This is a genomic window from Streptomyces sp. NPDC001530, assembly GCF_042894545.1.
Taxonomy (GTDB): Bacteria; Actinomycetota; Actinomycetes; order Streptomycetales; family Streptomycetaceae; genus Streptomyces.
This window is the reverse complement of sequence record NZ_JBIAVS010000011.1, coordinates 335,177-360,010: the sequence shown is the minus strand read 5'-3', so window position 1 is coordinate 360,010 and position 24,834 is coordinate 335,177. Positions and strand designations below refer to the sequence as shown.

Sequence of the window (24,834 nt, the reverse complement as noted above, 5' to 3'; positions counted from 1 at the left end):
GAGGCGATGGCGGTGATCGCCGTCAACCCGATGGACAGCGCCTCGCTGCTGGCCGCCTTCGGTGCCCTGGGTGTCCTGGTGGTGATCTTCGCGGAGTCGGGCCTGCTGGTGGTCGGCTTCTTCTTGCCCGGTGACACGCTGCTGTTCCCGGCCGGCGTGTTGTGCGCGGGGAGTGGCCACCAGGCGCCGCGGCTGGAGTTGTGGCAGGTGCTGGTGTGCGCGGCCGTCGGCGCCGTGGCGGGCGCACAGGTGGGGTTCCTGCTCGGACGGCGCGGCGGGCGCGCTCTGCTGGCCCGTAGCTCGAACCGGCGCTTGAAGGAGGGCGCGGCACGGGCGGAGAAGCTCCTGGCCCGCTACGGATACGGCAAGGCCCTCGTGATCGGCCGCTTCGTCCCGATGCTGCGGACGGTACTGCACCCGGCGGCCGGTGCGCTCGGCGTGCCCACGCGAACCTTCACCATCTGGCAGGTCGTCGGCGGCCTGCTCTGGTCGCAGAGTCTCGTCCTGGCCGGATACACCCTCGGTTCCTCTGTCCCCCACATCGACGACTACCTGCTGCCGCTCGTCGCAGTGGTCGTCGCACTCTCCCTACTGCCCCTGCTGGCGGAGGCACGCCGCACGCGGCGCGATCGGCGGTCGCCCTTGCGGTGAGCGGGGCTCCGGTCGCGAGCGATCGGACGGGGACCGGACTCTTCGTGAACCACGCCCACGCCGCCCGATCCCGTCTGGTTTCCACCCATCCGTCCTGGGCAGCCGCAGGAGCATGGAGTGGTTGCGCAGAGCAGCCTGCGTGGGAGAGGACCCCGACCTGTTCTTCCCCGTGGGCACGGCAGGGCCGGCACTGGAGGACATCGCCGCCGCCAAGCGCATCTGTGCGCGCTGTCCGGTGGCCGCCCCGTGCCTGTCCTGGGCGCTCAGCACCGGGCGGACCTCGGGCGTGTGGGGCGGCACCGGTGAGGAGGAGCGCGCCGCACTGTTCCGTACAGCCAGGGCCGAAGCCGGAAGGAGAAGCACGGTATGACAGTCGTGAAGAGCACGCGCTCCGACCTCGCGCGCGAGGTCCGGGGGGCTTCTCCTATCGGTGGTTAGGCCACGTCGGGAAGGACCAGTCCGACCCTGATAGCGACGTTGAGTGCGCCGACGTGGTCGGCGTTGGCGGTGTGTCCGCACCGGGTGCACTCGAAGTTCTCTTGGGTAGTGCGGTTCTCGTCGGACGCGTGCCCGCAGGCGGGGCAGGTGCGGGAGGTGTTGCGGGGGTCCACCGGGTTCACCACACGACCGGCGCTTTCAGGATCACCACGGCCTGACAGGAACTCTGTCAGGCCGTCGCTTGCGCTGGTCGCTGCCGTGCCGGTTCGGCCGCGGGCTGCTGGATCAGACCGTGCAGGGCCGCGATGACCTGACGGCCAGTCGGGGTGGTGAAGTCACGTACGAGGTCGGAGGCGAAGCTGGCGACGCCGGTGATCCGGCCTCCGGCTGCCTCGATCTGGCGGAAGGCGGCCTGCTCGGTGCGCGGCGAGAGTCCACCGCAGGCGTCCAGGAGCACGGCGACCTCGAAGCCTGCCGCGATGGCGTCCAGTGCCGTGTGCAGTACGACGATCTCGCTGGTCACACCGCAGAGAGCGAGGCTCTTCCGGGGCTGGGCGGTGATGGCCTGGCGGGTGGCCACATCGTCCCAGGCACACGGTCCGCTGCGGACGAAGACGGGCGCTGCGGGGATGGATGCCTCCTTGATGACCGCGGGGCCGCCGGGACGTGGCGCCGCCGAGAGGGTGACCGGGATGTCCAGCAGTTGGGCCAGCTGGGCCAGGAAGCTGACGGATCGCCTGATCGTGGCCGGTGGAGTCGTGCCGCTGAGCTCGACGATGCCTTCCTGGAGGTCGGCGAGGTGTAGTTGGACGGTGGCAGGGCTGAGCATGGCCGGGCCCTTTCAGTCACGAGCAAAATCATTCAGATCTTGAATGATTCGGATACTGTAGCATGCTGTTTGTGGCTCTTAGCAAGGTGAACTCCAGCGTCGTTTTCCGCCTTGGCGTGCTCGGGGCGATGGCGACCGATCTCTTCGCGGCCCGCATCGAGGCCCATGAACTCAAGCCCAAACACGTCGGATTGATGGTTGCGCTGGACGCCGGGAGGGCCTCGTCGCAGCTTGAGGTCGCCGGGGTGATGGGCGTCGCGCCCAGCCTGGTCGTGGCACTCGCCGACCACCTTCAAAAGCTTGGTGCGATTCAGCGGGTAAGGGACCCGTCCGACCGCCGACGCCAGGTGCTGACACTCACCGAGCACGGCCGGGAACTGCTCGCAGTCTGCGGAAAGCTGGCACAGTCCGCCGACGCCGAATTCGCCGCGGACCTGACCGCGACGGAGAGCGCCGTACTCACCGACCTGCTAGACCGGCTGGCCGCCCATTAGGGGCTGCCTTGCTACGGCCACCGACCACAAATGATCTTCATGTGACGCTGAGCGGTGGACTCCCGGCCCCGGGCCCACCAGCAAGATCACGATCTACGGCTGGAGTACTGCGCCCCGTCCGTGCTGCATGGCCGGTCCCTGGGGTTTGGATGAAACTGGACCCATGTGGGTACCCTCACTGCTCGGTCCGGTCGCATCCGGCGTCGCGGCCGGTGTGCGTGGTCTGGCGGATACAGCTGGGCAGTTCGCCGGGTTTCCCCGACGCAACGTCTGGTGGCGTCCAGGACGGTGCCACATCGAGGTGCACGGAGTACACGGCGCCGCCGGGGAGCGTGTCGCCCGCAGGGTGGAGCGCGCACTCGAACGGCACCCCGGAGTTGTATGGGCACGTGTGAACGCTCCGTCCGAGCGTGTCGTCGTGGCCGTGGCGTCACAGCCCCCGGACGAACGGGAGCTGGTCGCGCTTGTCGAGCACGCCGAAGGCCACCAACTCGACGACATGGACGAATTCGACGAGTGGCGCCCTGAGCCGCACCATCCGGCTGAAGGCCCCAGGACCCGCGAATCCGTGGCGGCCCTGACCGCGGACACGGTAGGACTGGGCATTTCCATCGCTCGACAACTCGCACCTTGGGTCCGGCTGCCGCCCGAGGCACCGGCGTTCGTCGACGCGCTCAAGTACCACCCGAAACTGCGGCACTTGGTCGCCGCGGTCAGTGGCACTGAGCAGGCGGAGACGGCAGTCGGCTCGGTCGCCCGTGCCTTTTAGGTCCTGGGCGTCATTGAGTTATCCGATCTCCGGACGGCGATACCCCCAGAGGGGAGAAAGTCGGGCTACGGCCGTCCGGCTGACGTCGCGGAGTCTTGGTGCCTCCGGAACCAAGCGGTGAAATCAGACTTGAGGTAACCCTGAGCCCTGCTGCTCCGTGGTCATTCCGGCTTCTCCCAGACCGTGACGTCGCAACTCACCGTACCTTGCTCCTTGCTCATGGCGACCACCGTGGCGAGCCCTGGCCGCCCCTCATCGGTGACGAAGCAGATCTTTCGGCCGACAGCAACCATGGCCTCACTATCAGCCTGCGTCCGCACGAGCTGTACGCACTCCTCGGGGCTTGGGTCCTGCCCCTTCGGTACCAGCGCCATGTAGTTCGAGCCCGGGGTTATGTCGGCCTCATTGCTATCCGTAGCCCCGCTCATACGAAGGTCCCCATTCCCGTCATACGAAGGGGGAACGGAGTCGAAATTGAAGTAGTTGTAGAACTTCACGCGCCCCGACCAGCGCTCCGCGTACGGGCCACTCGGGCCGCGGGAGGCGGACGGCGTCCCCCCGCCAGCCCCAGAAGGCGCCGGTGCTGTAGCCGTGACCGTCGCCGTCATCGTAGCCGTCACTGTCGCAGCGGCACCGGCAGGAGACCTGACCCCGGCCGCCGGCAGGCCGATGAAACCCACCAGAAAGGTCAGGACACCGGTCCCCGCGGTGATGAGGGCAGCAAGCGCTGTCCAGTGCTCAGGTGGCCGTTTCACTCGCGGCGTACCCTGTGGCGGCGCAGGAGGCGGAGCAGGAAAAGACATGGGAACCCCCCGATTCGACATGCGGACCCCGAGTGTTCCAGGCCCGCAACCACACGTACTCCCCGCACGCCGACTCTGTGACGTGATTGTGCATGTACAGCCCGTCAACAGCATGCCCGACTACGCGGCACGGCTTGAGGCGGCCAAGGAGCGCCTCCGCGCCAACATGTACGGCGATACTGACGCGTCAAGCCGACAAGGGCTACGCCTACGACCACCTGCGACGATGGCTGCGCAAGAGGGGCATCCGCCACCGCATCGCCCGCAAGGGCATCGAGTCATCCACACGATGGGGCCACCACCGCTGGGTCGTCGAGAGGACAGTGTCGCGGCTAGCAGGATGCCGACGTCTGCACCGCCGCTACGAACGCAAGGCAGAGCACTTCCTCGCCTTCGTCGGTATAGCCGCAACCCTCATCGGCTACCGCCGACTCACCAACGAAAGCGGCGTCTTAGGAGCGAGGTTGGGCGATTACAGGTGTGACCTGCGGGTTCCCTGCCTTTGGCGGCTCTTCACGATCCAGGGTGTAGCCGCGGCCTGAAGCCGCCGGCTCCGAGTAGTGATCGGGCGATGTAGTTGGTGAGGTTCCGGAAGCCGAGCGCGGAGCCACGCAGGTGCTCGAGCCTGCCGTTGACCGCCTCGGTGGGGCCGTTGCTGGTGCCGGGGCGGTCGAAGTAGGCCAGAACGTCGGCGGCCCGCTTGGCCATGGTCCGTCCGAGCTTGAGAAGTTCGCTCAGCGCTGCGGGCACGCCCGTGGCGACCGAGTCGATGACCGTCTTCATGAGCTCGCGCCCGCGGGCACGTTCAGGGTGCCGGTAGGCGGCGATCATGCGCTGGTAGATGCCCCAGGTCGCCTCGACCTCGACATGCTCCTGGACGGCGAACAGGGCCGTGATCCGCTCGTGCTGGCGTTCGGTGAGCAGGTCGGCGCCGGTATGCAGGGTGCGCCGGGCCTTGTACAGCAGTCGTCCTTGCGCCCACGGTGCCCGTGCAGTTACTGCTGGACGCGGCGGCGGCACTCGTCCAGGGCGTCCCCGGCCAGCCGTACGACGTGGAAGGGGTCCATCACCGCGGTCGCGTCAGGCACTTGCTCGGCGGTGGCGGTCTTGAACCCGGTGAACCCGTCCATCGCGACGGCCTCGATCTTGTCCTTCCACTCGGCAGGGCAGGCGTCCAGCCAGGCCTTGAACACCGGCTTGGAGCGGCCCTCGACCATGTCCAGCAGCCGCGCCGGGCCGGCGCCGTCGCGCACCGGGGTCAGGTCGATGATCACGGTGGTGCTCCCCTCGCTGTGCGACGTGCGGCGCAACTCCTTCCGCCTGTCCTCGCCCTACCCAGCGATCGTTCGCAGTGCCTAATCAGCAGTCCGGAAGAAGTGGCGGGACAGGGGGATCAGCGTCCTGAGCCATCGACGGCAGCCAGCATGAAAACCATCCCTGCCCCACCCGCGCAGTCCCAGAGTCGCGAACTCACGGGACGCACTCAAGAAGGTAGGGCCGCGTGACCGTGTCCCGTGGCGCTCCTTCACACCCGCAGCGGCGGCACCAGCCGTCGGTCTCGACGCCCACGACGCGGCAGGCAAGAACCGCCCGATCCGGCTCCACACGCTGCCCGGTCACCTCCAAGCCGAGCTCATCGAGGCGACAGAACGTAGTCAGGTCAGGGCAGGCGAAGGTAGCGTCAGGCACGTCGAGGTCTTCCAGATGGGCAGTGTGAGAACTTCCATCATCGGAAGACCTCGACCCCTACCCGGCCACCGCCGCGCACACCGCCCATGCCCTCAACTGCGAAGAGCCACTTCAGGAGCCGACGATGGATGACGACATTCAGCTGATCAGCGACGGCGATGGCCTGGCGGTCATCGGAAGTCCGACGGCTGTCGAACGCTTCCTCGTCTCCGAAGGACTGCCGTCGAAGGACCTCGGACTGCCAAGGCTCGGATCCACCCTCAGTGCCGTGGCTGGAGCCGCGCAGACAGGGTCCGAAATTGCAGCCAACTCGGGTCGCTGGGTGAAGTTGACCGAGCAGTCCGCGCAAGCTCTCAAGAAGTACGGGCTGATGAAAGGTTCGGATGCGGGTGTCAGCCGTGCCGTGTTGACAGAGAACGGCAAGATCAAGGGACTCCTCAAATTGGCGAGGACGCCCGGATCGCTTCTGACCAACCCGGCGCTTCTGGCTGGTGCCGCGGGGCTCATGGCGCAGCTTGCGATGCAGCAGACCATGGACGAGATCACCGACTATCTCGCCGCGATCGACGAGAAGGTCGACGACGTGCTCCGCGCCCAGAAGGACGCGGTGTTGGCGGACATGATCGGAGCGGGCTTCGTCATCGAGGAGGCCATGATCGTCCGAGAGCAGGTGGGTCGGGTCTCCGAGGTCACGTGGTCGAAGATGCAGGCCACGTCGATGACGATCGCGCGAACCCAGGCCTACGCGTTGCGTCAACTCGACGCGCTCGCCGAGAAGATGGAGCACAAGACCAAGATCGGTGATCTCGCCAAGGCGTCCAAGGACGCAGAGTTCACAGTTCGGGAGTGGCTCGCCGTTCTGGCTCGTTGCTTCCAACTGCACGACGCGATCGCCGTGCTCGAACTCGACCGCGTGCTGGATGCGTCTCCGGATGAGCTGGACCGGCATCGCCTCGCACTTCGGGCTGCCCGGCAGAACCGGATGGAACTCATCTCACGGAGCACCGAGCGTCTGATGGCCCGCGTGGATGCGGCTGTCGGCACGGCCAACGCGAAGGTGCTGCTGCACCCGACCGCGTCCCCAGCTGTGGTGAATTCGAGCAACCATGTCGCGATCGCCGTCGTTGACTTCCACGGGCGGCTCGGGATCGAGCGCGGTCGACAGTCATTGGACGCGAGACGATGGGTGGCCGCGGCCGCGGAGGCGAGGGACAAGGTGCTCGAGACGGGAGCAGAGGGCGTCAATGCCGCCTGGCGCCTCGGTAACGAGACCCTCGACCGAGCCAGATCGGTGACGGGCAACCTCTCCAGCGGGATTGCCGAGCGAGTGCTCCGTCGGCGCGGGGACGACGAGGAACGCGACGAGGAAGGCTGAGACGTCGGCACAAATGCGCCGGCGGCGGGCCGGTCGCTGCTGGAGGCCGGCGGATTCGGGCCCCACCTGCACCCTCGATTGCGATGGGCCCCTTTGGCGGAGTCCGGCGGCGGGTACCCCTATGCGCCCCGAGTCCCCGTGAGTCCCCGTCCGTTCTGGCACGAGAGTGGCACGGCATCAGCTCACGCGATACCGCATGAGCACATGCACCACCCCTGCGAGCAGGAACTTTCCGCGGCCCCCCAAAAAACCCATAGATTTCGATGAAGACGTCTCTCGAATCCGACACTGCCGCGATCCGCACGGTGAACGTACGTCGGTCGGTCAGCCGGTGGCTGTACCACGCGTCGTGCTCGACATCCGTTCCGTGCAGGACCGCCTCGACTACCTCCCATTCGGAGTCCCCGACGTCGTGCTCGGCGTAGTGCGCCAACACCTCGCACAGGGGCCGTAGGTTCTCGCCGTAGATCCGCCGCTTGGCCATGGCGCGGGTCTCGCCAAGCTCGTAGGCGTGGACACCGTCCCAGACTCCCAGGCGCACGAGGCGGCGCTGGCGACCTCTTTCGAACCGGGCGAACATCGCAAGCAGTACTACGCCGAGCAGGCGACGACCGAACCAACGAACCTGAACACCCATCAACCCCTTCTGACCAGCTGATCAGCACCTCCCGCACGACGGGGGAACCTCAGACCGGAACTTAGCTGGTCAGACGGGCAGCAGCCATCCGATGCCACGGGCTCACAGGGCAATACACCTAGGGTGCGCGGGGCCCGCTCCAGCCGAAGATCAATGGCTGGAGCGGGCCCGAAAAAGGTTGGTGTATGCCGTGCACAACAGCCAGCTGCCCGAGCACTCCGCGAACGCGGTCACCAGGTCGACGTCGAGCACCTCCACGTCCACCTGCCGCGCGTGCTGAAGAGGGCTATCTCATGATCGGTACTTCGAGCGGCAAGGCGTGGCGCCCCTCAACTGTGTCGGAAAGGTCTTTTGAGCCGTCCCCGGCGTGGAGCTGCGGAACCGTTGAAGCAGCTCAAGGGCAGGAGCGCTGGCCGGATCCAAGCCGTGGATCCCTTCCGACTCGGCGGGTACGCCCGGCCCCCACAGGCGGGCGCCATGGCACTGGAAGCAGAAGGCGATCTGGAAGAGCAGGTCGGTGCCGCTGTGAGCACGGATGCCCCAGCCCGGGATGAAACAGCGGTGCAGCTCACTGTCCGGCACAGAGCTGATCAACGTCAGAGCGTCGCTGACCTGAGCTGCTTCCCAGAAGGCAACATCGTCACCCACCAGGTTCGCCGCGCTGAGAAGTCTCATGGGGTCGGTGATGCGGACGACCTCGATCAACTCGGTCTTCTCCTGAACGGACGGAAGCATCATGCGCAAAGAATCACTGCGCCGCGCACCACAGGCGAGCAGACCTGGCGACAACCAAGATTCGCTTGGAGCGTCCGCCAGTAGGTCATCGAATACGGGGTCTCGTGGGCGGGTGTGCCAGCGGTAGAGGGTCCAGGCGCGTCGCTCGCGCCTGCCACCGTCGACGAAGCCACACCCGGGAACCTCACTCTTCGGCGATCCATTGGGCGAGGGAGATCAGGGTGGCTTCGACGCTGTTCGTCATGTAGTCGCGGAGTGCGTCGAGGTCGCCGCGGGTGGTGCCCAGCACCGGGTCGAGGCGGAGGAGTTGCCAGGACTGCTCGACGACGGTTCCGCGTCCCTGGGGGTGGAAGGTCCAGCTCCACTGCACGATGCCGTCTTCGGCGCCGCCGACCACGAAGGTGAAGGCGTCGCCGGGGTCGGCTCGTACGACCTGGGAGCGGGTGGTCCATTCCCTGCCGTCCTTCTGATTGCGGCCGCTGAACCAGGCGCCGACCCGAGGCCCGGCGCCCTGGTCGAACGTGACGTCGGTCGCGTTGGGGCTCCAGCGACCGATCGCGGATACGTCACTGACCAGGTCATAGACCCGGGCGGGTGCGGCATCGACCCATGCGCGTCTGGTGAAGGCGAAGCCTGATGCGTCCAGAGCCTCGAAGAGGTCGTGTTCGCTGGTGGTGGCGCTCAAGGCGTCCTCCTGGGTGCGTGCGGGGTGGTGCCGGGTCGGCGACGCCTACGTCATCACCAGTCCTGCCGGGGAGCCAGACCCGCTGGTGCCTATCCACAGTTGGGGCAGGCTGTGCGTTTCGAGTCGGCCCATACTCGGATCCATGACCGGAAAATCGCAGCTCGGGGACTTCCTGCAGGCGCGGCGCTCCCAGCTGCGTCCCGAGGATGTCGGGGTGCCCACCTACGGGGAGCGTCGGCGTGTGCCGGGTCTTCGGCGCGAGGAGTTGGCGCTGCTGGCGGGTGTGAGCGCCTCCTACTACACCCGGCTGGAGCAGGGGCAGTCACTGAGCGCGTCGTCCGAGGTGCTGGACGCGATCGCCGGGGCTCTGCGGTTGGACGAGTCCGAGCGGCGGTACTTGCACGACCTGGCCCGGGCGGACAGGCATCGCACTCGGGGCCGGCGGCCTGCGCCGGAGCGTGTGACGGAGGCGACGGCTCAGTTGATGGAGGTGCTGGCGGACGTTCCCGCGATCGTGCTCGGCCTGCGCAGTGACGTGCTGGCGTGGAATCGCCTGGGTCACGCGCTGTTCGCCGGGCACCTGGACCCTGGTGCCCCGGACCTGTCGGCGCAGCGTCCCAACATGGCCAGACTGGTGTTCCTCGACTGTCATACCCGCGACCTGTACGCGGACTGGCCGAGCAAGGCCAGGGCGGTGGTGGGGAATCTGCGCCTGGTGGCGGCCCAGCATCCGCAGGACACGGCATTGCATGCGCTTCTGGGTGAACTGAGCGCCAAGAGCACTGAGTTCGCCTCGATGTGGGCCGACCACCGGGTCAAGGCGTGCACCGTCGCCGCCTATGAGATGCGGCACCCGCTGGTCGGCCCGCTGACCGTCGTTCAGCAGACCCTGAGTCACGGGCCGGGCCCCAACATGGTGGTCGCCACCACGGAGGCGGGCTCGACCTCGCGGGCCGCGTTGGCCCTGCTCGCCCAGGCCATCACCCAGGACACCATCCCGGCCGACCCGGCGCAGACGGCGCCACGGGCCGGCGCCGGCTGACCTCACACAACCCCACCGGGCGCTCGGCCGGCACTTGCGAGCACCCGTCCCACCCGGGCACGGCCGACGACCAGCCGCCGACATCAGCCCCCGGGGCCGCATGGCCCCGAGCGGAATCCACCTATCCCCACCGTGCGTCGGCGTGTTGCTGCCGCATGTCCGAAAACCAGTGAAGGAACCATGTTCAAGAAGCTCTCCGCGTCCGCCGTGTCTGCGGCTGTCCTTGTCGCGGCCGCTGCCGCAGCGCTCAGCCCGGCTGCGGCGTCGGCCGAGTCCGCCCCGCTGAGCAGCGCGCGGATCGCCCTGCGCTTCGACCTGGCCAAGGGCCAGACGCCGGAGAACATCGCCCTGGCACCGGGCGGCGCCGCGTACATCACCTTCGCCAAGGGCCGCCAGGTCGCCGAGGTCTCCCCCAACGGCACCACCCGGATCCTGGCCACCCTGCCCAAGCCCGCCGACGGCGGTATCCACACCCCGGTCCTGGGCTTCCCGCTGACCGTCGGCATCGTCCGTGCCCACGACGGCACCCTGTACTTCCTGTACGCCACTGGCACCCCCGACCTCACCGGCGTGTGGCGCCTGCGCCCGGGCGGCCAACCGCAGCGCATCGCCGCGCTCCCCGCGGACGGCCTGCCCAACGGCCTGGCCCTGGACCCGCGCACCCACACCCTCTACGTCACCGACTCCGTGCTGGGCACCGTCTGGAGCCTGCCCACCACCGGCGGCACCCCCACCGCCTGGTCCACCGCCCCCGAACTGGCCTCCACCGGCTTCCTCGGCGCCAACGGCCTGAAGATCCACAACGGCGCGGTCTGGGCCACCAACCCCGACAAGGGCACCATCCTGCGCATCCCCATCCTCCAAGACGGGCGCGCCGGTTCGGTCCGGACCAAGGCCACCGGCCTGCCGGGGATCGACGACTTCGCCTTCACCGGCCGCGGCGACCAGCTGCTGGCCGCCCTCAACGGCCCCAGCGAGGTCGCGCTCGTCCAGCCCGACGGCAGCCACTCCATCGTGCTGACCCCGGCCGACGGCCTGCGGAACCCCACGTCCATCGCCCTGCGCAGCGACACCGTCTACGTGCTGAGCGCCGCCTACGTCACCGCCAAGAACCCCAACCTTCTCCTCGCCCACCTGAACGACTAGCACCGCGTCGGCCGGAAGCACACACCCGGGCAAGCACACCGGCTCCCCGGGCCGCCCCGCGCTGTCGACACCCCGGTCGGCCGGTCACGGCCACCCCCGGTCTCCCGAGAAGACCCACACATCAGGAGAACGCCATGCAGAACATGCACGAACTCGAACTCGGCGATGTCACCGTCACCCGCATCGAGGAGATGCACGGTCCGATCATGCCCCCGGACCAGTTCTTCCCCGACCTGCCCGAGCATGCCTGGCAGGAACACCGCGAGATGCTGGTGCCCGACCATCTGGGTGCCGACGACGCCATGGTCCACGTCGCCATGCAGACCTGGCTGCTGCGCAGCGAGGGCAGGACCATCCTGGTCGACACCGGCGTCGGCAACGACAAGACCCGCCCGGCCGTCGCCGGATGGGACCACCTGCGGCTGGACTACCTCGGCAACCTCGCCCGCGCCGGTGTGCGGCCCGAAGACGTCGACCTGGTGGTCAACACCCACCTGCACGTCGACCACGTCGGCTGGAACACCCGCCTGATCGACGGCGCCTGGGTGCCCACGTTCCCGAACGCCACCTACCTGATGCCCAAGGCCGACTTCGAGTTCTGGAACCCGGCGAACAACCCGGACATCGCCGGCGGCGTCAACGAGAACGTCTTCGAGGACAGCGTCGCCCCTGTGCACGCCGCGGGCCAGGTCCAGCTGTGGGAGACAGGCCACCGCATCGACGCGCACCTGCGCCTGGAAGCAGCCCCCGGCCACACGCCCGGATCCAGCGTCGTCAAGCTGGCCTCCGGCAGCGACCGTGCCCTGTTCGCCGGCGACCTGATGCACACTCCCCTGCAGGTCATGCAGCCCGACCACAACAGCTGCTTCTGCCAGGAGCCGGCCCAGGCCCGCACAACCCGCCGCAGGCTGCTCGGCTGGGCCGCCGACGCCAACGCCCTCGTCCTGCCCGCCCACTTCAGCGGCCACAGCGCCCTCGAAGTCGAGGACAAGGGCAGCGGATTCGTGATCAAGAAGTGGGCGCCGATCCCCAGGTACTGACCCCGACTCCACCCCGCCGCCGCTCCGGCCACCCCGGAGCGGCGGCATCCACGTGAGCAACCAGCAACCAGGAGATCCGAGATGGCACCCGCCGATCCCGCCACCGTCACCACCACCTCAGGCCCGATCCGCGGTCGCCGCCACGGACACGGGACTGTCTTCCTCGATGTGCCCTACTGCGCACCGCCCGTCGGACGCAGGCGTTTCGCCGCGCCGAGCCCGCACGAACGGTGGACCGGGATCCGTGACGCGACGCGGCCGGGACCGACCGCGCCCCAGCCCACCCGGGACTCCTTCGGCACCCTCGACATGTCGCCCTACTTCGGCCCGGGCTGGCAGCGCGGCGACGACTACCTCACCGTGAACATCTGGGCCCCGCAGCCGGATGGACCGACCCGGCCGGTCATGGTGTTCGTGCACGGCGGAGGGTTCGTCGCGGGCTCCAGCCGTGCACCGCTCTACGACGGAACGGCTTTCGCCCGCGACGGCGTCGTGCTGATCACCGTCAACTACCGCCTGGGCATCCCCGGCTTCCTGCATCTGCCCGACGCCCCGGACAACCGCGGCATGCTCGACGTCCTGGCCGCCCTGCACTGGATCCGGGAGAACGTCGCCCGCTTCGGCGGCGACCCCGGCAACGTCACGCTCTTCGGCCAGTCCGCCGGAGCCATCATCGTCGGCGGCATCCTCGCCGACCCGGCCTCGGCCGGCCTCGTCCGACGGGCGATCATCCAGAGCGGCACCGGCACCGGCGCCTTCACTCCCGACCAGGCCGGCATTGTCACCGCGGCGGTCGGACGCGAGCTGGACCTTGAACCCACAGTCAAAACCCTGGCCGACATCCCCGACGAGCGCCTCGTCGCCGTCATGGCCGGCCTGATCGGCTTGGACCTGCGCACGTCCACCCACCACGACCCGCTCGGCGGCATCACCTCCTTCAGCCTGGTCAGCGAGCACCAGCCGGCCACCGCGGTGGCCGCCGGCCAGGGAGGCGAGATCGACTTGCTGATCGGCACCAATCTCGACGAGGGCAGTCTCTACCTTGCCCCGCTGGGACTCCTGGCGAGCACCACCGATGCCGATGTCCGGGACACCGCGGCACGGTTCCACCCCGACCCCGACGAAGCCGTCCGTGCCTACCGAGCACAGCACCCGTCCGCCTCAGCCGCCGACCTGCGCACCACCGTCCTCGGTGACGGGCTGTTCACAGCAGGCACCCGGCAGATGGCCGCCGCACACGCGAGCGCTGCGGCCGGACGGACGTACTGCTACGAATTCGTCTGGCGCTCCGACGCGATCGACGGGCGACTGGGCGCCAGCCATGTCATGGAGTTGCCGTTCGTCTTCGACCGCCTGTCCCTGCCATCGCTGCGCGGCCCACGAGGGCTCCTCGGCAACGCCGAACCGTCCGCCCCACTCGCCGCCCGCATCCACCGATCGTGGATACGGTTCGCTGAGACCGGCAATCCCGGCTGGCCCGTCTACGAACCGGCCGAGGGCCACGTCCAGCACATCGGCGTCGCCTGACCGCCAACCGCGGGCAACAGCGCCGCGCACTGCGCGCCGGCGGCCGGGAGGCGGTGCCCGCGAAGATACCCGAGCAGACCACCAGAACGTGATCAGTCCCGCGCCCACTGGCCGAGGACCCGCAGACGCAGGTGGTTCGGCGCGAGCCGCCGACAGGTCCTCACCGGCGAGAACCAAGGTGATTCCGCGTTCGGCAAGGAGTCTCGAGGGTTGCGCAGCACAGAAGTTACGGGTCTCGATGCACACGGTCCCGAAGGAGCCATCCGCCCGCCGGTAGGTGCCGAACCGAGCGGCAGTAGCAGCGCAGGCACGGTTCACCCGACCATGGAGATTCTCTACGCTTCATGATCACCAGGGGATCCGTGCCTGCCGTCCCATCATGCATTCTCGACCCGATCCGCGACCAGTTCCTCGCACTGCTGCCCGCTCAGGGAGGAGCGCCATCCGTGGGGCTGCCACAACCCGCGCATCAGTGACGCGCTGGTCTTCGACCGCATGGTGCAGGTCCTGGTCTTCGGCAGCGGATACGAGCAGGCAGCCGACAGTTCCTGCTCCGCCACCACCCTGCGCCGCCGCCGCGACGAGTGGATCGCAGCCGGAGTGATGGAGACCCTGAGGCTGATCGTGCTGGCCGCCCACGACCAGATGATCGGCCTCGAACTCGACCAGCTGTCCGCGGACGGCTGCATCACCAAAGCACCCTCCGGCGGAGAGTGCGCCGGCAAGAGTCCCGTCGACCGGGCCAAACTAGGCATCAAACGCACGCAGTTGACCGACCGCCAAGGAATACCGTCGGTCACGGACCCAACACCGGCCAATACACGCGACCACACACTGCTGCCCGCCACCCTCAACTGCTTCACGAGCTCGAAGCAGCCCTTGGCCCGCTGCCGGAACACCCGCACCTGAGCCTGGACGCCGGACGCCGGATCGCCCGGCGGCGATCCGGCTTCTCCTGCCCCGCTACGCGGGAAAGCGGATTCCTCCCCGGCCTGAAGGCCGGGGCATCCTCCGGTTCACCCGGTGAAACAGAGGGCCTGTCGGCGCCTGGTCGGGAAGGCGACCGGCCGTCTGGAACCGGCGGCAGCGTCACAACTCGTGACGCAGAAGGCACCCTGGCCGAGCGCCTCGCGGCGTCGGGTCAGGTGCCGGGGTACCGGAGAAGTACCGCGAGGCCTTCCCTCAGGGGCAGTGCGTCCCGCGTCACGGCGATCAGCTCGGCCCTGGTTCCGGCGGTGGCTCGGATCAGCGCGCCGCCTGCGGGCTCCTCCCAGTAGTACGGCACTCCGAAGGCGTGCAGGTCCGCGCCCGAGAGAGCGACATGGGTCGGCTCGGTGCCCACCCACAGAGGTGGGGCCTCAGACACCGGCTGGTTGAGTATCAGTGCCTGGGTCTGGGCACGTTGCAGGGCGGTCACGGTGGCCGCGAGGCCTTCGACGTCGTCTCGGCGGCGGGCGCGCTGGGCGAGGAAGGCATCCAGCTGCTGCCGGTCGTGGTCGGGCAGCGTGCCGGCGAACAAGGTGCCCAGCCCGGTCTCCAGGAGTGCCCGGCCAGGCTCCGGTCGCCAGTGGCCGCTGTCCTTGAGCCTGACAAAGCGGTCCTGCAGTTTCCTCGGGGCCAGCCGGATGAGGCTGTTGGTGGCCCACGGGTCGCCGGACAGGACGATCACCTCGGTGCCGTCCCTGTCCACGCTGTCTGCCAGTTCGCTGATGAGCTGTTCGGCTTCCTTGGGCCAGCCCTCCACCGGTATCCGGCGCTGGGGGGCCTGGGAGGGCGCGACTCGGCTCATCGGCCAGCTGCCGGTGTCGTAGGCGACCTCGAGCTCGTCCTCACCGTCGCCGGCTTCCGCGGTGTGCATACGGTGCGCAACGACGACCACGTAGCGGATGTCCGGAGCGTGCTGCAGGGCGAGCGGCAGTGTGTCGGGGAGCATGCCGTACCGAGCGGTGTCGTGTGCGGGTGGCTCGGGCAGGACCTCGGCCAGGAGCAGGTGCCCGTGCGCGGCGAAGATCGCCTGGCCGTGTCGTCCTGCCACGTCGCGGTCGGCGCCGACAACGTCGGCGATGGCGTCGAGGGTGGCGTGGTCGGTGTCGTGGGCGAGCAGGCCGTCCCGCAGGTTCCGCCAGCGCAGCTGAATGGCCCGGTCGGGTTCGTCGATGTCACGGGAGGTGTCGAGGTAGACGGAGGCGATCGGGCCGGGGCGTTCGTACAGGGGGTTGAGGAACTGCAGCTTCACGTCTTTCTCCCGGAGCGCGCTTCAGCGTGCCGCCCCCCCCCCCCCGGACGACGGGCTTCGGTGCCGGTGCCGGCCCAGGCTCCCGCCCTCCCGGGTGACGGACTCTGGGGCCGGTACCGGCCCAGGCGTCGGGCCGGGCTGAAGATGCGGATCGGGCCGCGGGGCGGGCGGCAGCTGGGGATCGGGTTCGGGCTGGGGCGGCGCCGGCGGCACGGGATCGGGTCCGCCCGGAGATGGCACCGGACCTGGCACAGGGCCTGGTTGTGGACCGGGACCCGGTCCGGGTGCCGGTGTGGGAGCGGGTGGTACGGGTCTTGGGGAGGGGTGCCCATGATGGCTCCCTGTCTAGGGCGCGGTGGGCGGTATCCGGGCCCTCGCCAAGGCGGTTACCCGACGGATGCCAAGTGAAACGGCCGGGAAGGGCACCGGAGGATGCCGCTCGGCCGGGCAACCCTGGTTGCTGACCCGGATGAATTCTGGCATGTCCCAGTACTCGCGGGGTGTCTGGCGCCGGGCGATGCCCAGCGTGAAGGGGCGACGGATCGCCAGGGTTCCCCAAGCGGTGGCGGCCAGCCAGCCGAAGGAGACGACGTCGGTGTGGTCTGCCAGGGCCGAGCCCGGGTCGGCAACGGCCAGGCGCCGACCACGACGAAGTACGCGAGGGTGCTGATTTCCAGGATCTGGGCATCGAGGCCTACGGGGCGACGGCCGTCCTGCAGCAGGAGCAGCAGGCCCGAGACGAGGCCTCCTATGGAGCCCCAGCGCCGGTCGAAGGACGAGACGACGCCGGAGACGATCCAGGGGATGAATCCGCGCAGATAACCTATTGATTGTTCCTTGGTGAAATGAATTGTTCCTTGGTGAAATGAAACGGATGGCTAAGCCCGGCCGAATGTCCTCACCGCCGCCGCCAACAGGCCGGACCTGGAGTTCCTGCCGGGAGCCCCACCTGGCGGAATGCCCATCCACTCCAAGGGTGATTGACGCTGCCCGGTTGGAGTTCGGTGGCCAGCCTGGCGGGCGCCAAGGCTCAGGACGGTGGTGCGGCCGGCGTACTGCAGGCGGCCGAGCATGGCCGTGGTGGGGGTGCCCGTGACCGCGCCCACCACGGCCACCCAAGGTGGGCGGTCTCCGCACGGACCGGCTGACCGGCCCGATGCGGATGCTAGCCGGGCTTTCGGCTCCGGATCGTCGGCGTCGAATCTCGCGCAGCCACAGCGTGGACCGTAAAGGCAAGGGCCCTTTCCCGCCAACTCCAGACCGCGGGGGTCGGCGTGGGCTGGCCAGAGAGGGTGAATGTGTCCGCCGAAGGCCTCGGGAGGCCGTCCGGTCGACCGTCACCAACCTCACAACACCAGCCATCTCGTCCGACCGGCTCAGGAAGGCGCGCCGGACAGGACTTCCACCTTGCCGGTGTCGAGCGAGTAGTAGGCGCCGACCACGGCAAGGGCGCCCTTTCCCACGAGAGGGGCGAGGTCCTGGTTGGAGCGCAGATCGGTCGCGGTCAACTTGACCTGGGCACGGGCCATGGTCTCGACCGGGTCAGCGCCGCCTTCCCTCACTGCCTGCTCGTACGCCGGCCGCAGAGCCTTGACGATCGCCTGCAGGTTGCCGGGCAGCGGATTGCCATCACGAAAGGACTTGTACGCCGCCTCGACGGCGCCGCAGCGCTGATGCCCGAGGACCACGATGAGCGGGGTGCCACTCGTCATGGGCCCGTACTCGACAGAACCAGTGACCACGGGGCCGACCGCCTCCCCACCCGTGCGCATCACGTAAAGGTCACCCAGCCCTGTATCGAAGAGGAGTTCGGGCGGCACTCGGGAATCGATGCACGAGAGGATCGCCCCAAAAGGCTCCTGCGCCTGGGCCACGAGCTGACGCCGGTTCGGATCCCGGTCGGGGTGTTGAAGATCTCCGCCCACCCAGCGCTTGTTGCCGTCCATCAGTCTCGCGAATGCCGCGGCGGGCGTGGTCGGATGCGTTTTCGGCGAAGGGCTGGTCGCCGAGGTAGCGGCGCTGGTCGAAGAGCATCCCGCAAGCGCGACCGTGGCGCTCGCAAGTCCGCCGGCAAGCAGAGCTCTACGGTCCGGACGTGCTGCTCTGTCCATCGGTCGTTCTCCCTAGGTGCCGCTCCGACACGGCCGTGCGTCGTGACCAGGGCAATTGTTCATCGTGGCGTGGGTGAACTGACAAAGGCGCAAGCGGGCGCGGGCGAGTTTGCCACCGACGGCCCACAGAAACGGGCCCGGGTAGCGGCTTGAGCGTCTGATGCCGAAGTCCGCCCTGCCCGACGGGAGTGCCGATGTGCCGGGTGCCGGTGCCGCGTGCCGGGTGCTGTCCGTTCTCGTGAACGTCGAGCGAGGCCCGGACCGCGTGCCTCCCGAAGTGCAGAGCATCCGCTGTCCGAAGCCGTGAACAGAACCACCCAGTCGTTACCAGGGAGCCACCCCCAACCGTCGGGGCTCCGGGATGTCATGGCAGGCCCTGCTCGGGGCCCCGTGGCGCCTTCCTGCCAGCCGTGGCTACAGACTCCGCCAGGAGTACGACGGCCCACGTCCGCCGGTACCTGTGGGGCGGCCACTTCTCGTCCGGCTCATACTTCGCCGGAAGCGGCGGCGGGGCACCGCTGAGCGTCGTGCGTCAGTACATCGAGCGGCAGCAGCGCGCCGTGGGCTGAGGCCAAATAGTGCGGGCCCGTGCTCACGCGCAAGTCCGAGCAGTCTCGAGATGCGCTTCACGCAAGATCAAAGATAGAAACCGGTCACGCTGTCCTCGTACTGGACGTAGGCGTTGCGCTGCGCGGACCAGCCGCGGCGCATGATGCGCCGGTAGATGGCATCGCGGGCGCAGCCCCAGCGGACCATGTCGGCGGGCAGGCCGCGATGCTGGGCCAGGCGCATCGCGCGTGACCGCTACGCGGTGCGCCAGGACTCAAGGCGCTGTGCGACCGCCCGCAGGTCGGCTTGCTGAGTGCGAATCGCCTGGGCCAGCTCGTACAGTTCTTCGTCCTTCGCCTGGACGGGCTGGCCGGAGAGGTTCATGTACTGGTGGCTGCAGCCCCAGCCGATCACGAGGTTGAAGTCGGTGAAGGGGCGCAGCAGCAGGGCGGTGTGCAGGAAGGTGGCAGCGCGGGAGGGAACTTCTTCGTACGGGAGGGAACTTCTTCGTAGTAGAGGGCGCCGCGTTCGCGTTCGAACGTGTGCCGGTCGGCCATCAAGCCGAGGGCGCCCCAGTCCGCGATCGGTACGTTGAGCGGGGAGATCGCGGACTGGATCTGCAGGACCCATCCGACGTCGACGCGGATGATCGGGCTCACCGCATGCCTTCGGGGAAGCGCTCCAGCACACCGGGCAGGATGCGCCCGGCTTCGGCGACGGCGCCCTCGACGAATGCGATGCGGTCTGCCTCCTCCACGGTCACGTCGTGGACGTGTTCCTTGAGGCTCTTTCCCGTGATCTTGGCCCGGTTGCGGAGACGGTCCATCTCTTCTGGCGTGAATTCGATGTTGAGTGCCGGCATATCCCCAAGGTACCCAGATTGGTACCGGATTGGGTACCAGCAGTTGGCACGATGCCCGGCAAGGGGATCCCCACGCAACCGTGCGGGGAGCGGATCGAGGCCGGAGGTCTCACGGCTCCGGCGTGCCGCTGCTTGCTCGTCCGGGCCGAGGCGGGGAACTCGGCCCGGCCCGGTGGCAGCGACGGTGCAGCCCAGCGTGTGCTGGGGAGGTGCACGCTGACCCTCGCACGGGTCCTGCACCTGCACGGCATCCTCGCGACCATCTACGAAGCCGAGATATCGGCGGACGCCCGCACGCAGGGCGGTCAGCTCGACATCCACGAGTACAACGGGCAGCTCGCCCTCGAAGCGGCCGGCCTCACCGACGAGTTCCGCGCGATCATCCACGAAGGCGGCGAGGCCCTGCGCGTGCTCGACCAGCACGGCGCGGTACTGCTCGACCAGCCCGACGACGGCACGGGCGGTCGCCCTGAGGTGCTCCGCGGAGACCTGCGTCGGATTCTGATCAACTCGCTGCCCGACGAGATGATCCTTCCGGGCAGTCTTCCCGCCGGAAGGGGCAGGACGTCGTCACAGTCCCAGGGAGATCGCCAGCCGGGTGAGTTCGGCGGTGCTGTTGATGTTGAGCTTGGCCCGGATACGGCGCAGATAGGCGTCGACCGTGTGCTTGGACAGTCCCATCTGGCGGGCCGTCTGCAGGTAGGTGCACCCGCCGGCGATGTGGCGCAGGGTCTCCCGCTCACGCGGGGCCAGCGCAGGCGCGGGGGCCTTGGTCTGCGGCGTGGTGAGTGTGAGGCTCATGGGATTCCCTCCGACGGATCGGCCTGGTCATCACTGCTCACACCCTCGGAAGCAGGGGACATATGCCTGATTACTGCGTTTTGTCCGCTTTCTAGAAGTCTGGCTCGGCGACTTCATGACGGTGTCCGCCGACTGTCACAGGCGTGTCACAGGCCACATCCGCGGGCACGCCGCAGCCCGATCACGGACAAGAGCCGTAACGCCACGCAAATGATCTCTCACCCGCCCCGTTGCCGTCTCCGCAGGGCCTCGCAACGGGGTTACCAGCCTTCGGAGTTGGGCTGCTTTCCGCCCCTTGCCGAGTGCACGCCGCGGGGGTGTGCCGGCGGCTCCGGAGCTCCGGAAGCACTGGCAGACCGCTGTCCGCTCCCACCGTCGCAAGCGGGACGGGAGGGGGCGGGAAGGGGCGGTGGCCGCTACCGGGCTGCGGGCGCCGCGTGCCACGGCCCGGCCGGGCCTCACCGTCGGGGACCGGGCCTCACGGCGCCGGGCCGGCGCGTGAGCCGCCGGCCGCCTCCGTGGGCAGGGCCGGCGGCTCGCGGCCGGGGGCGGGACAGCGCCCGGGCAGACCCGCCTCGTGCCGGCGCCCGGGCTGGTGCTCAGTGCCCCCCGGGATCATGCTTGTGAGGAGGGCCCCCGGCCGTAGGTTCCCGAAGGGCGAGATGAGCGGCGATGGAGCGACTTCCCACCCCTCCCGGCGAGCAGGCGGAGGCGGCCGCCCTGCCCGGGCCGGCCTTGACGGCCACCGCCACCGTCGATGAGCAGGGCATCGTGACGGGATGGAGCGAAGGAGCCCGGCGCCTGCTCGGCTACGCACCGGAGGAGGTCGTCGGTCAGGCCGCCGCCCGCCTGCTCGCCGATGACACCGGCGAGACGGCGCGGCGCGAGGCGGCCGGGCGGGAGCGGTGGAGCGGCACCGTGGCACTGCGCCATCGGGACGGCCGCCGGCTCGAGCAGGCCCTGCTCGCACACCGCCGCACGCCCAACACTCCGGGCGGCCCGGCCACTCCGGCCGCCGAGTGGCTGGTGGTGTCCGCCGTGCCGGGCAGGCCGCACCCGCCCGGCGGCGAGGCACTGGGCGAATGGGTGTTCCGCCAGTCCCCCGGCGTCCAAGCCCTCTTCGACACCGACCTGCGGCTGGTGCGCGCCAGCGCCGGCATGGAGCGTGCGCTGTCCCTCACCGAGGACCAGATGCGCGGATTGCGCCTGCCCGACATCGCACCGCACCCCGCAAGCGACCAGGCAGAAACGGCCATGCGCCGGGCCCTTCAAACCGGTGAGGCACAGCACGCGGAGGTCTGCCTCGGCCCCACCGGCGCCGGCGCCGAACGCGGCCAGCAGGCCTCGCTGGCCCCGGTCACAGACCCCACCGGCCGGGCGCGCGCCGTGTGCCTGGCAGCCCACCCCGCGCTGCCGGACCGCCCCGCCCGGCAACGGATGCTCCTGCTGGGCGACGCCGCAGCCCGCATCGCCACCACCGAGGACAGCGAGCGCACCGCGCAGGAACTCGCCGACCTCGCCGTCCCCCGCCTCGCCGACGCCTGCGCCGTCGACCTACTGCCGGCCTCCCCGCGCGGCGAGCCGCACCCGCTGCCGGGCCGGCCCCTCACCCTGGACCGCACCGCCGTCCGCTCACTCCCCGGCACCCGGCCCGCTCCCTTGGCCGCAGGAGGAAAATCCCTCTATGCGGCGCACTCCCCGGTGGCCCAGTGCCTGGCCCAGGGCCACGGCGCCCTCTACCAGGCAGGCGATTCCACCCTCGCCCACTGGACGGCCACCGACCCCCAGGCCACCTGGATCCGCCAGACGGGGACCCACTCGCTGATGGTGGTGCCGCTGCGCGCCGCCGGCACCACCCTCGGCGTCGCCCTCTTCGCCCGCCACCAGCACCCCGACCCCTTCGAAGACGACGACCTGTGGCTGGCCGAGCACCTCACCGCCAAAGCCGCCGCCAGCATCCGCGCCGCCCACCGCTCCCTGCGGGACTCCCCCCGCCAGCACACCACCACCATGGCCCTGCAGCGCAGCCTGCTCCCCCAAACCCTGCCCGACCAGACAGCTCTCGACATCGCCACCCGCTACCTGCCCGCAGGCAGTCAAGCCGGCGTCGGCGGCGACTGGTTCGACGTCATCCCGCTCTCCGGCGCCCGCGTCGCCCTCGTCGTCGGCGACGTCGTCGGCCACGGCATCCGCGCCTCCGCCACCATGGGCCGGGTGCGCACCGCCGTACGCACACTCGCCGACGTCGACCTGCCCCCCGACGAACTCCTCACCCACCTCGACGACCTCGTCATCCACCTCGCCGCCGAAGAAACCAGCCCCGACACCACCGCCGAAACCGCCGGCGGCATCGGCACCACCTGCCTCTACGCCGTCTACGACCCCATCACCCGCCGCTGCACCCTCGCCCGCGCCGGCCACCCCCCACCCGCCGTGGTCACCCCCGACCACACCGTCCGCTTCCTCAACGTCCCCGCCGGCCCGCCGCTCGGCCTCGGCGGCCTGCCCTTCGAAGCCTTCGAGACCGAACTGCCCGAGAACAGCCTCATCGCCCTCTACACCGACGGCCTCCTCCAAGCCCGTGACCACGACATCGACGACGCCCTCGACAAAATGTTCGCCGCCCTCGCCCGCCCCGCCCACACCCTCGACACCATCTGCGACCGCGTCCTCACCTCCATGCTCACCCACCGCCCCGACGACGACGTCGCCCTCCTCATCGCCCGCACCCACGCCCTCCACACCGACCGCGTCGCCACCTGGGACCTCCCCTTCGACCCCGCCACCGTCGCCCACGCCCGCCAGCAGGCCACCGACCAGCTCACCACCTGGCACCTCGACGACGCCGCCTTCATCACCGAACTCGTCGTCAGCGAACTCGTCACCAACGCCATCCGCTACGGCAAACCCCCCATCCAACTCCGCCTCATCCACGAAAACCACACCCTCATCTGCGAAGTCTTCGACTCCAGCAGCACCGCCCCCCACATGCGACGCGCCCGCACCTACGACGAAGGCGGCCGCGGCCTCCTCCTCATCGCCCAACTCACCACCCGCTGGGGCACCCGCCACACCCCCACCGGCAAAACCGTCTGGACCGAACAAGCCCTCCCCCCCACCTAAGACAAACACCGCTCCCCTCCCGAGCCTCACCCCGCGACCCCCACCAACCCCCAGCCACACCAGACGACACCGGCTCGCGCCGGAGACGGTGACCCGCCAGCAAGACGGCCGTCCACAGAGCCAGTCACGACCCGACACACCACGGCACCGGAACAACCCGACAGGACCTCACAGCCGCAGGCCAGACGCCCACGGAACATCAACCACCCACAGATACCCCGCACCCCCACCACCCCGGGTATCGGAACAAAACCCTCCCCGCCCCACAACGACCACCACCAACAACAGACTGCGCCCGGTCAGTCGGACGGAGCCGCCTCGCGTGCGGGCCGGGTCACCGGCAAACAGACTGGGGCCATGCCCGCCCCGCAGGAGCCGCCGCCCGACCCACAGCCTCCGCCTCCACGCCCACCGAAGTCCGCGTTCCTGGAGAAGGCGGCATACATCGCGGCGCCAGGAACCGTCGTCATCGGTCTGCTCTACTACTTCGGCAGCACCTACACCCAGGCGTACTACGCCACCCTTGGCGTGCCCTCCCAGGATCTGCAGTTCTCCTTCCAGGGCATCGTGGCCAAGAGCCCGAAAGCAATCTTCCTCCCTTTGTGGTTCCTGCTGGTCTGCGGGCTGATCGTGCTGCTGGTGCTCGGCTGGGTGGGACAGGCGCTGGCCGTGCCGGAGCACGCGGCCCGGCGCCGTACGGTGATCCGCTGGCTGCTCTCCGTCGGCCTGGTCCTGGTGCTGCTGGGCTTTCCGATCTTCTTCTGGGACCAGCTGCTGTCCTCGCTCCCGGGAGGCTGGTGGCGTCAGTTCCTGTCGCCCTTGGTGGTGGCCCTGGGCGCCACGCTGGCCTTCTTCGCCGTCCAGCTGCGCCTGGGGCAGGGCAGGGGCGTGCGGAACCGGCAGGCCCGCACCGGCGACCGGCTGTGGCTGGCGAGCGGTGCCCTGCTCATCGGGCTGCTGACGATGAGCCTGTTCTTCGAGGTGGCGTGGTACACGGCGGAGGCAGGTCGCACCGACGCCGTCAGGAACGCGGAGGGGGGCTATCTGGACAGCCCGCAGGTGCTGATCCATTCGCGTGTGCCCCTCTCCCAGCATGCCCAGAGCATCGGGTTCACTGACCTGGGCAGCGGGACCGGGCCGTACCGATACCAGTACCGCGGCTTCCGTATGCTCGCGAAGTCGCCGACCCGCTTCTATCTGGTCTCATATGCGTCGCGTTACAAGGACCGCATGGTGGTGGTGCTGCCCGACGACGACACCCTGCGGGTGGAGATCCGGTCGTGAGGACGGCG

The 24,834-nt window shown here is 69.2% G+C and carries 25 protein-coding genes and 5 pseudogenes; 17 read left to right on the top strand and 13 right to left on the bottom strand.

Annotated elements, in window-relative coordinates; all coding sequences use genetic code 11:
* Window positions 1-12 precede the first annotated feature (12 nt).
* Both ACFY0T_RS24610 and ACFY0T_RS24605 read left to right on the top strand, forming a co-directional pair.
* Window positions 13-651, top strand: coding sequence for a DedA family protein (locus ACFY0T_RS24610; RefSeq protein WP_388874359.1), 639 nt, complete (start codon window positions 13-15; stop codon window positions 649-651).
* A 112-nt stretch (window positions 652-763) separates the two neighbouring features.
* Complete coding sequence (locus ACFY0T_RS24605; protein WP_388874317.1) at window positions 764-1,021, top strand: WhiB family transcriptional regulator; 258 nt, start codon at window positions 764-766, stop codon at window positions 1,019-1,021.
* Window positions 1,022-1,085: 64 nt separating this feature from the next.
* Here the strand turns inward: ACFY0T_RS24605 and ACFY0T_RS24600 are convergent.
* Both ACFY0T_RS24600 and ACFY0T_RS24595 read right to left on the bottom strand, forming a co-directional pair.
* Window positions 1,086-1,292 (bottom strand): annotated as a pseudogene (locus ACFY0T_RS24600) (zinc ribbon domain-containing protein); the annotation flags it as partial.
* Between the two features lie 26 nt (window positions 1,293-1,318).
* Window positions 1,319-1,918 (bottom strand): isochorismatase family protein, encoded by a 600-nt coding sequence (locus ACFY0T_RS24595; protein ID WP_388874314.1) that lies wholly within the window; start codon window positions 1,916-1,918, stop codon window positions 1,319-1,321.
* Window positions 1,919-1,980: 62 nt separating this feature from the next.
* On the opposite strand from ACFY0T_RS24595, the gene ACFY0T_RS24590 reads away from it, so the two are divergent.
* The gene (locus tag ACFY0T_RS24590) at window positions 1,981-2,412 is read left to right on the top strand and encodes a MarR family winged helix-turn-helix transcriptional regulator (RefSeq protein WP_388874311.1); all 432 of its coding nucleotides are present in this window, start codon (window positions 1,981-1,983) and stop codon (window positions 2,410-2,412) included.
* A 391-nt stretch (window positions 2,413-2,803) separates the two neighbouring features.
* Window positions 2,804-3,181, top strand: a complete 378-nt coding sequence (locus tag ACFY0T_RS24585; protein ID WP_388874308.1) for a hypothetical protein — start codon at window positions 2,804-2,806, stop codon at window positions 3,179-3,181.
* Window positions 3,182-3,342: 161 nt separating this feature from the next.
* Here ACFY0T_RS24585 and ACFY0T_RS24580 read toward each other — a convergent pair whose 3' ends face one another.
* Complete coding sequence (locus tag ACFY0T_RS24580; RefSeq protein ID WP_388874305.1) at window positions 3,343-3,678, bottom strand: hypothetical protein; 336 nt, start codon at window positions 3,676-3,678, stop codon at window positions 3,343-3,345.
* A gap of 500 nt (window positions 3,679-4,178) precedes the next feature.
* Here ACFY0T_RS24580 and ACFY0T_RS24575 point away from each other — a divergent pair.
* Window positions 4,179-4,424, top strand: a pseudogene (locus tag ACFY0T_RS24575) (transposase); the annotation flags it as partial.
* 73 nt (window positions 4,425-4,497) lie between these two features.
* Here the strand turns inward: ACFY0T_RS24575 and ACFY0T_RS24570 are convergent.
* Together ACFY0T_RS24570 and ACFY0T_RS24565 are read right to left on the bottom strand one after the other, a co-directional pair.
* Window positions 4,498-5,004, bottom strand: a complete 507-nt coding sequence (locus ACFY0T_RS24570; protein WP_388874302.1) for a transposase — start codon at window positions 5,002-5,004, stop codon at window positions 4,498-4,500.
* Window positions 4,980-5,258, bottom strand: coding sequence for a transposase (locus ACFY0T_RS24565; protein ID WP_388874299.1), 279 nt, complete (start codon window positions 5,256-5,258; stop codon window positions 4,980-4,982). The genes ACFY0T_RS24570 and ACFY0T_RS24565 overlap by 25 nt, the downstream gene beginning before the upstream one ends.
* 539 nt (window positions 5,259-5,797) lie before the next feature.
* Between ACFY0T_RS24565 and ACFY0T_RS24560 the strand changes: the two genes are divergently transcribed.
* From ACFY0T_RS24560 to ACFY0T_RS24550, 3 genes are all read left to right on the top strand, one after another.
* Window positions 5,798-7,048, top strand: coding sequence for a hypothetical protein (locus tag ACFY0T_RS24560; protein WP_388874297.1), 1,251 nt, complete (start codon window positions 5,798-5,800; stop codon window positions 7,046-7,048).
* A gap of 331 nt (window positions 7,049-7,379) precedes the next feature.
* On the top strand, window positions 7,380-7,502 hold the full coding sequence (locus ACFY0T_RS24555) for a hypothetical protein (protein ID WP_388874294.1): 123 nt from the start codon (window positions 7,380-7,382) through the stop codon (window positions 7,500-7,502).
* Between the two features lie 57 nt (window positions 7,503-7,559).
* Entirely contained in the window at window positions 7,560-7,706 is a 147-nt protein-coding gene (locus ACFY0T_RS24550) for a hypothetical protein (protein ID WP_388874292.1), read from the top strand.
* Between the two features lie 270 nt (window positions 7,707-7,976).
* Here ACFY0T_RS24550 and ACFY0T_RS24545 read toward each other — a convergent pair whose 3' ends face one another.
* Together ACFY0T_RS24545 and ACFY0T_RS24540 are read right to left on the bottom strand one after the other, a co-directional pair.
* On the bottom strand, window positions 7,977-8,390 hold the full coding sequence (locus tag ACFY0T_RS24545) for a hypothetical protein (protein ID WP_388874290.1): 414 nt from the start codon (window positions 8,388-8,390) through the stop codon (window positions 7,977-7,979).
* A 214-nt stretch (window positions 8,391-8,604) separates the two neighbouring features.
* Window positions 8,605-9,105 carry an SRPBCC family protein gene (locus tag ACFY0T_RS24540; protein ID WP_388874287.1) on the bottom strand — a complete coding sequence of 167 codons (501 nt, stop codon included), beginning with the start codon at window positions 9,103-9,105 and terminating at the stop codon, window positions 8,605-8,607.
* A 142-nt stretch (window positions 9,106-9,247) separates the two neighbouring features.
* Between ACFY0T_RS24540 and ACFY0T_RS24535 the strand changes: the two genes are divergently transcribed.
* The 5 genes and pseudogenes from ACFY0T_RS24535 to ACFY0T_RS24515 form a co-directional block, all read left to right on the top strand.
* Entirely contained in the window at window positions 9,248-10,147 is a 900-nt protein-coding gene (locus tag ACFY0T_RS24535) for a helix-turn-helix domain-containing protein (protein WP_388874284.1), read from the top strand.
* A 180-nt stretch (window positions 10,148-10,327) separates the two neighbouring features.
* The gene (locus tag ACFY0T_RS24530) at window positions 10,328-11,293 is read left to right on the top strand and encodes an SMP-30/gluconolactonase/LRE family protein (protein WP_388874281.1); all 966 of its coding nucleotides are present in this window, start codon (window positions 10,328-10,330) and stop codon (window positions 11,291-11,293) included.
* Between the two features lie 143 nt (window positions 11,294-11,436).
* The gene (locus tag ACFY0T_RS24525) at window positions 11,437-12,333 is read left to right on the top strand and encodes an MBL fold metallo-hydrolase (RefSeq protein WP_388874356.1); all 897 of its coding nucleotides are present in this window, start codon (window positions 11,437-11,439) and stop codon (window positions 12,331-12,333) included.
* Between the two features lie 81 nt (window positions 12,334-12,414).
* Window positions 12,415-13,860: a carboxylesterase/lipase family protein gene (locus ACFY0T_RS24520; RefSeq protein ID WP_388874278.1), complete on the top strand. Its 1,446-nt coding sequence runs from the start codon at window positions 12,415-12,417 to the stop codon at window positions 13,858-13,860.
* A 362-nt stretch (window positions 13,861-14,222) separates the two neighbouring features.
* A pseudogene (locus tag ACFY0T_RS24515) lies at window positions 14,223-14,783 on the top strand (IS5/IS1182 family transposase); the annotation flags it as partial.
* Between the two features lie 218 nt (window positions 14,784-15,001).
* Here the strand turns inward: ACFY0T_RS24515 and ACFY0T_RS24510 are convergent.
* On the bottom strand, window positions 15,002-16,096 hold the full coding sequence (locus tag ACFY0T_RS24510) for a hypothetical protein (RefSeq protein ID WP_388874275.1): 1,095 nt from the start codon (window positions 16,094-16,096) through the stop codon (window positions 15,002-15,004).
* Between the two features lie 1,376 nt (window positions 16,097-17,472).
* The gene (locus ACFY0T_RS24505) at window positions 17,473-18,042 is read right to left on the bottom strand and encodes a carbonic anhydrase (RefSeq protein ID WP_388874273.1); all 570 of its coding nucleotides are present in this window, start codon (window positions 18,040-18,042) and stop codon (window positions 17,473-17,475) included.
* Window positions 18,043-18,647: 605 nt separating this feature from the next.
* Here ACFY0T_RS24505 and ACFY0T_RS24500 point away from each other — a divergent pair.
* Window positions 18,648-18,776, top strand: a pseudogene (locus ACFY0T_RS24500) (transposase); the annotation flags it as partial.
* Between the two features lie 67 nt (window positions 18,777-18,843).
* Here ACFY0T_RS24500 and ACFY0T_RS24495 read toward each other — a convergent pair.
* The 3 genes from ACFY0T_RS24495 to ACFY0T_RS24485 are packed head-to-tail and all read right to left on the bottom strand — an operon-like array spanning window position 18,844 to window position 19,415.
* The gene (locus tag ACFY0T_RS24495) at window positions 18,844-18,999 is read right to left on the bottom strand and encodes a hypothetical protein (protein ID WP_388874270.1); all 156 of its coding nucleotides are present in this window, start codon (window positions 18,997-18,999) and stop codon (window positions 18,844-18,846) included.
* A gap of 12 nt (window positions 19,000-19,011) precedes the next feature.
* Window positions 19,012-19,140 carry a hypothetical protein gene (locus tag ACFY0T_RS24490; protein WP_388874267.1) on the bottom strand — a complete coding sequence of 43 codons (129 nt, stop codon included), beginning with the start codon at window positions 19,138-19,140 and terminating at the stop codon, window positions 19,012-19,014.
* 26 nt (window positions 19,141-19,166) lie between these two features.
* Window positions 19,167-19,415, bottom strand: coding sequence for a hypothetical protein (locus ACFY0T_RS24485; RefSeq protein WP_388874264.1), 249 nt, complete (start codon window positions 19,413-19,415; stop codon window positions 19,167-19,169).
* A gap of 401 nt (window positions 19,416-19,816) precedes the next feature.
* On the opposite strand from ACFY0T_RS24485, the pseudogene ACFY0T_RS24480 reads away from it, so the two are divergent.
* Window positions 19,817-20,182: pseudogene (locus tag ACFY0T_RS24480) on the top strand (FAD-dependent monooxygenase); the annotation flags it as partial.
* Between the two features lie 6 nt (window positions 20,183-20,188).
* Here the strand turns inward: ACFY0T_RS24480 and ACFY0T_RS24475 are convergent.
* Window positions 20,189-20,419, bottom strand: a complete 231-nt coding sequence (locus tag ACFY0T_RS24475) for a response regulator transcription factor (protein ID WP_388874260.1) — start codon at window positions 20,417-20,419, stop codon at window positions 20,189-20,191.
* A gap of 672 nt (window positions 20,420-21,091) precedes the next feature.
* Here ACFY0T_RS24475 and ACFY0T_RS24470 point away from each other — a divergent pair.
* The gene (locus ACFY0T_RS24470) at window positions 21,092-23,542 is read left to right on the top strand and encodes a SpoIIE family protein phosphatase (protein WP_388874257.1); all 2,451 of its coding nucleotides are present in this window, start codon (window positions 21,092-21,094) and stop codon (window positions 23,540-23,542) included.
* A gap of 357 nt (window positions 23,543-23,899) precedes the next feature.
* Entirely contained in the window at window positions 23,900-24,826 is a 927-nt protein-coding gene (locus tag ACFY0T_RS24465; RefSeq protein ID WP_388874254.1) for a hypothetical protein, read from the top strand.
* The last annotated feature ends 8 nt before the right edge of the window (window positions 24,827-24,834 follow it).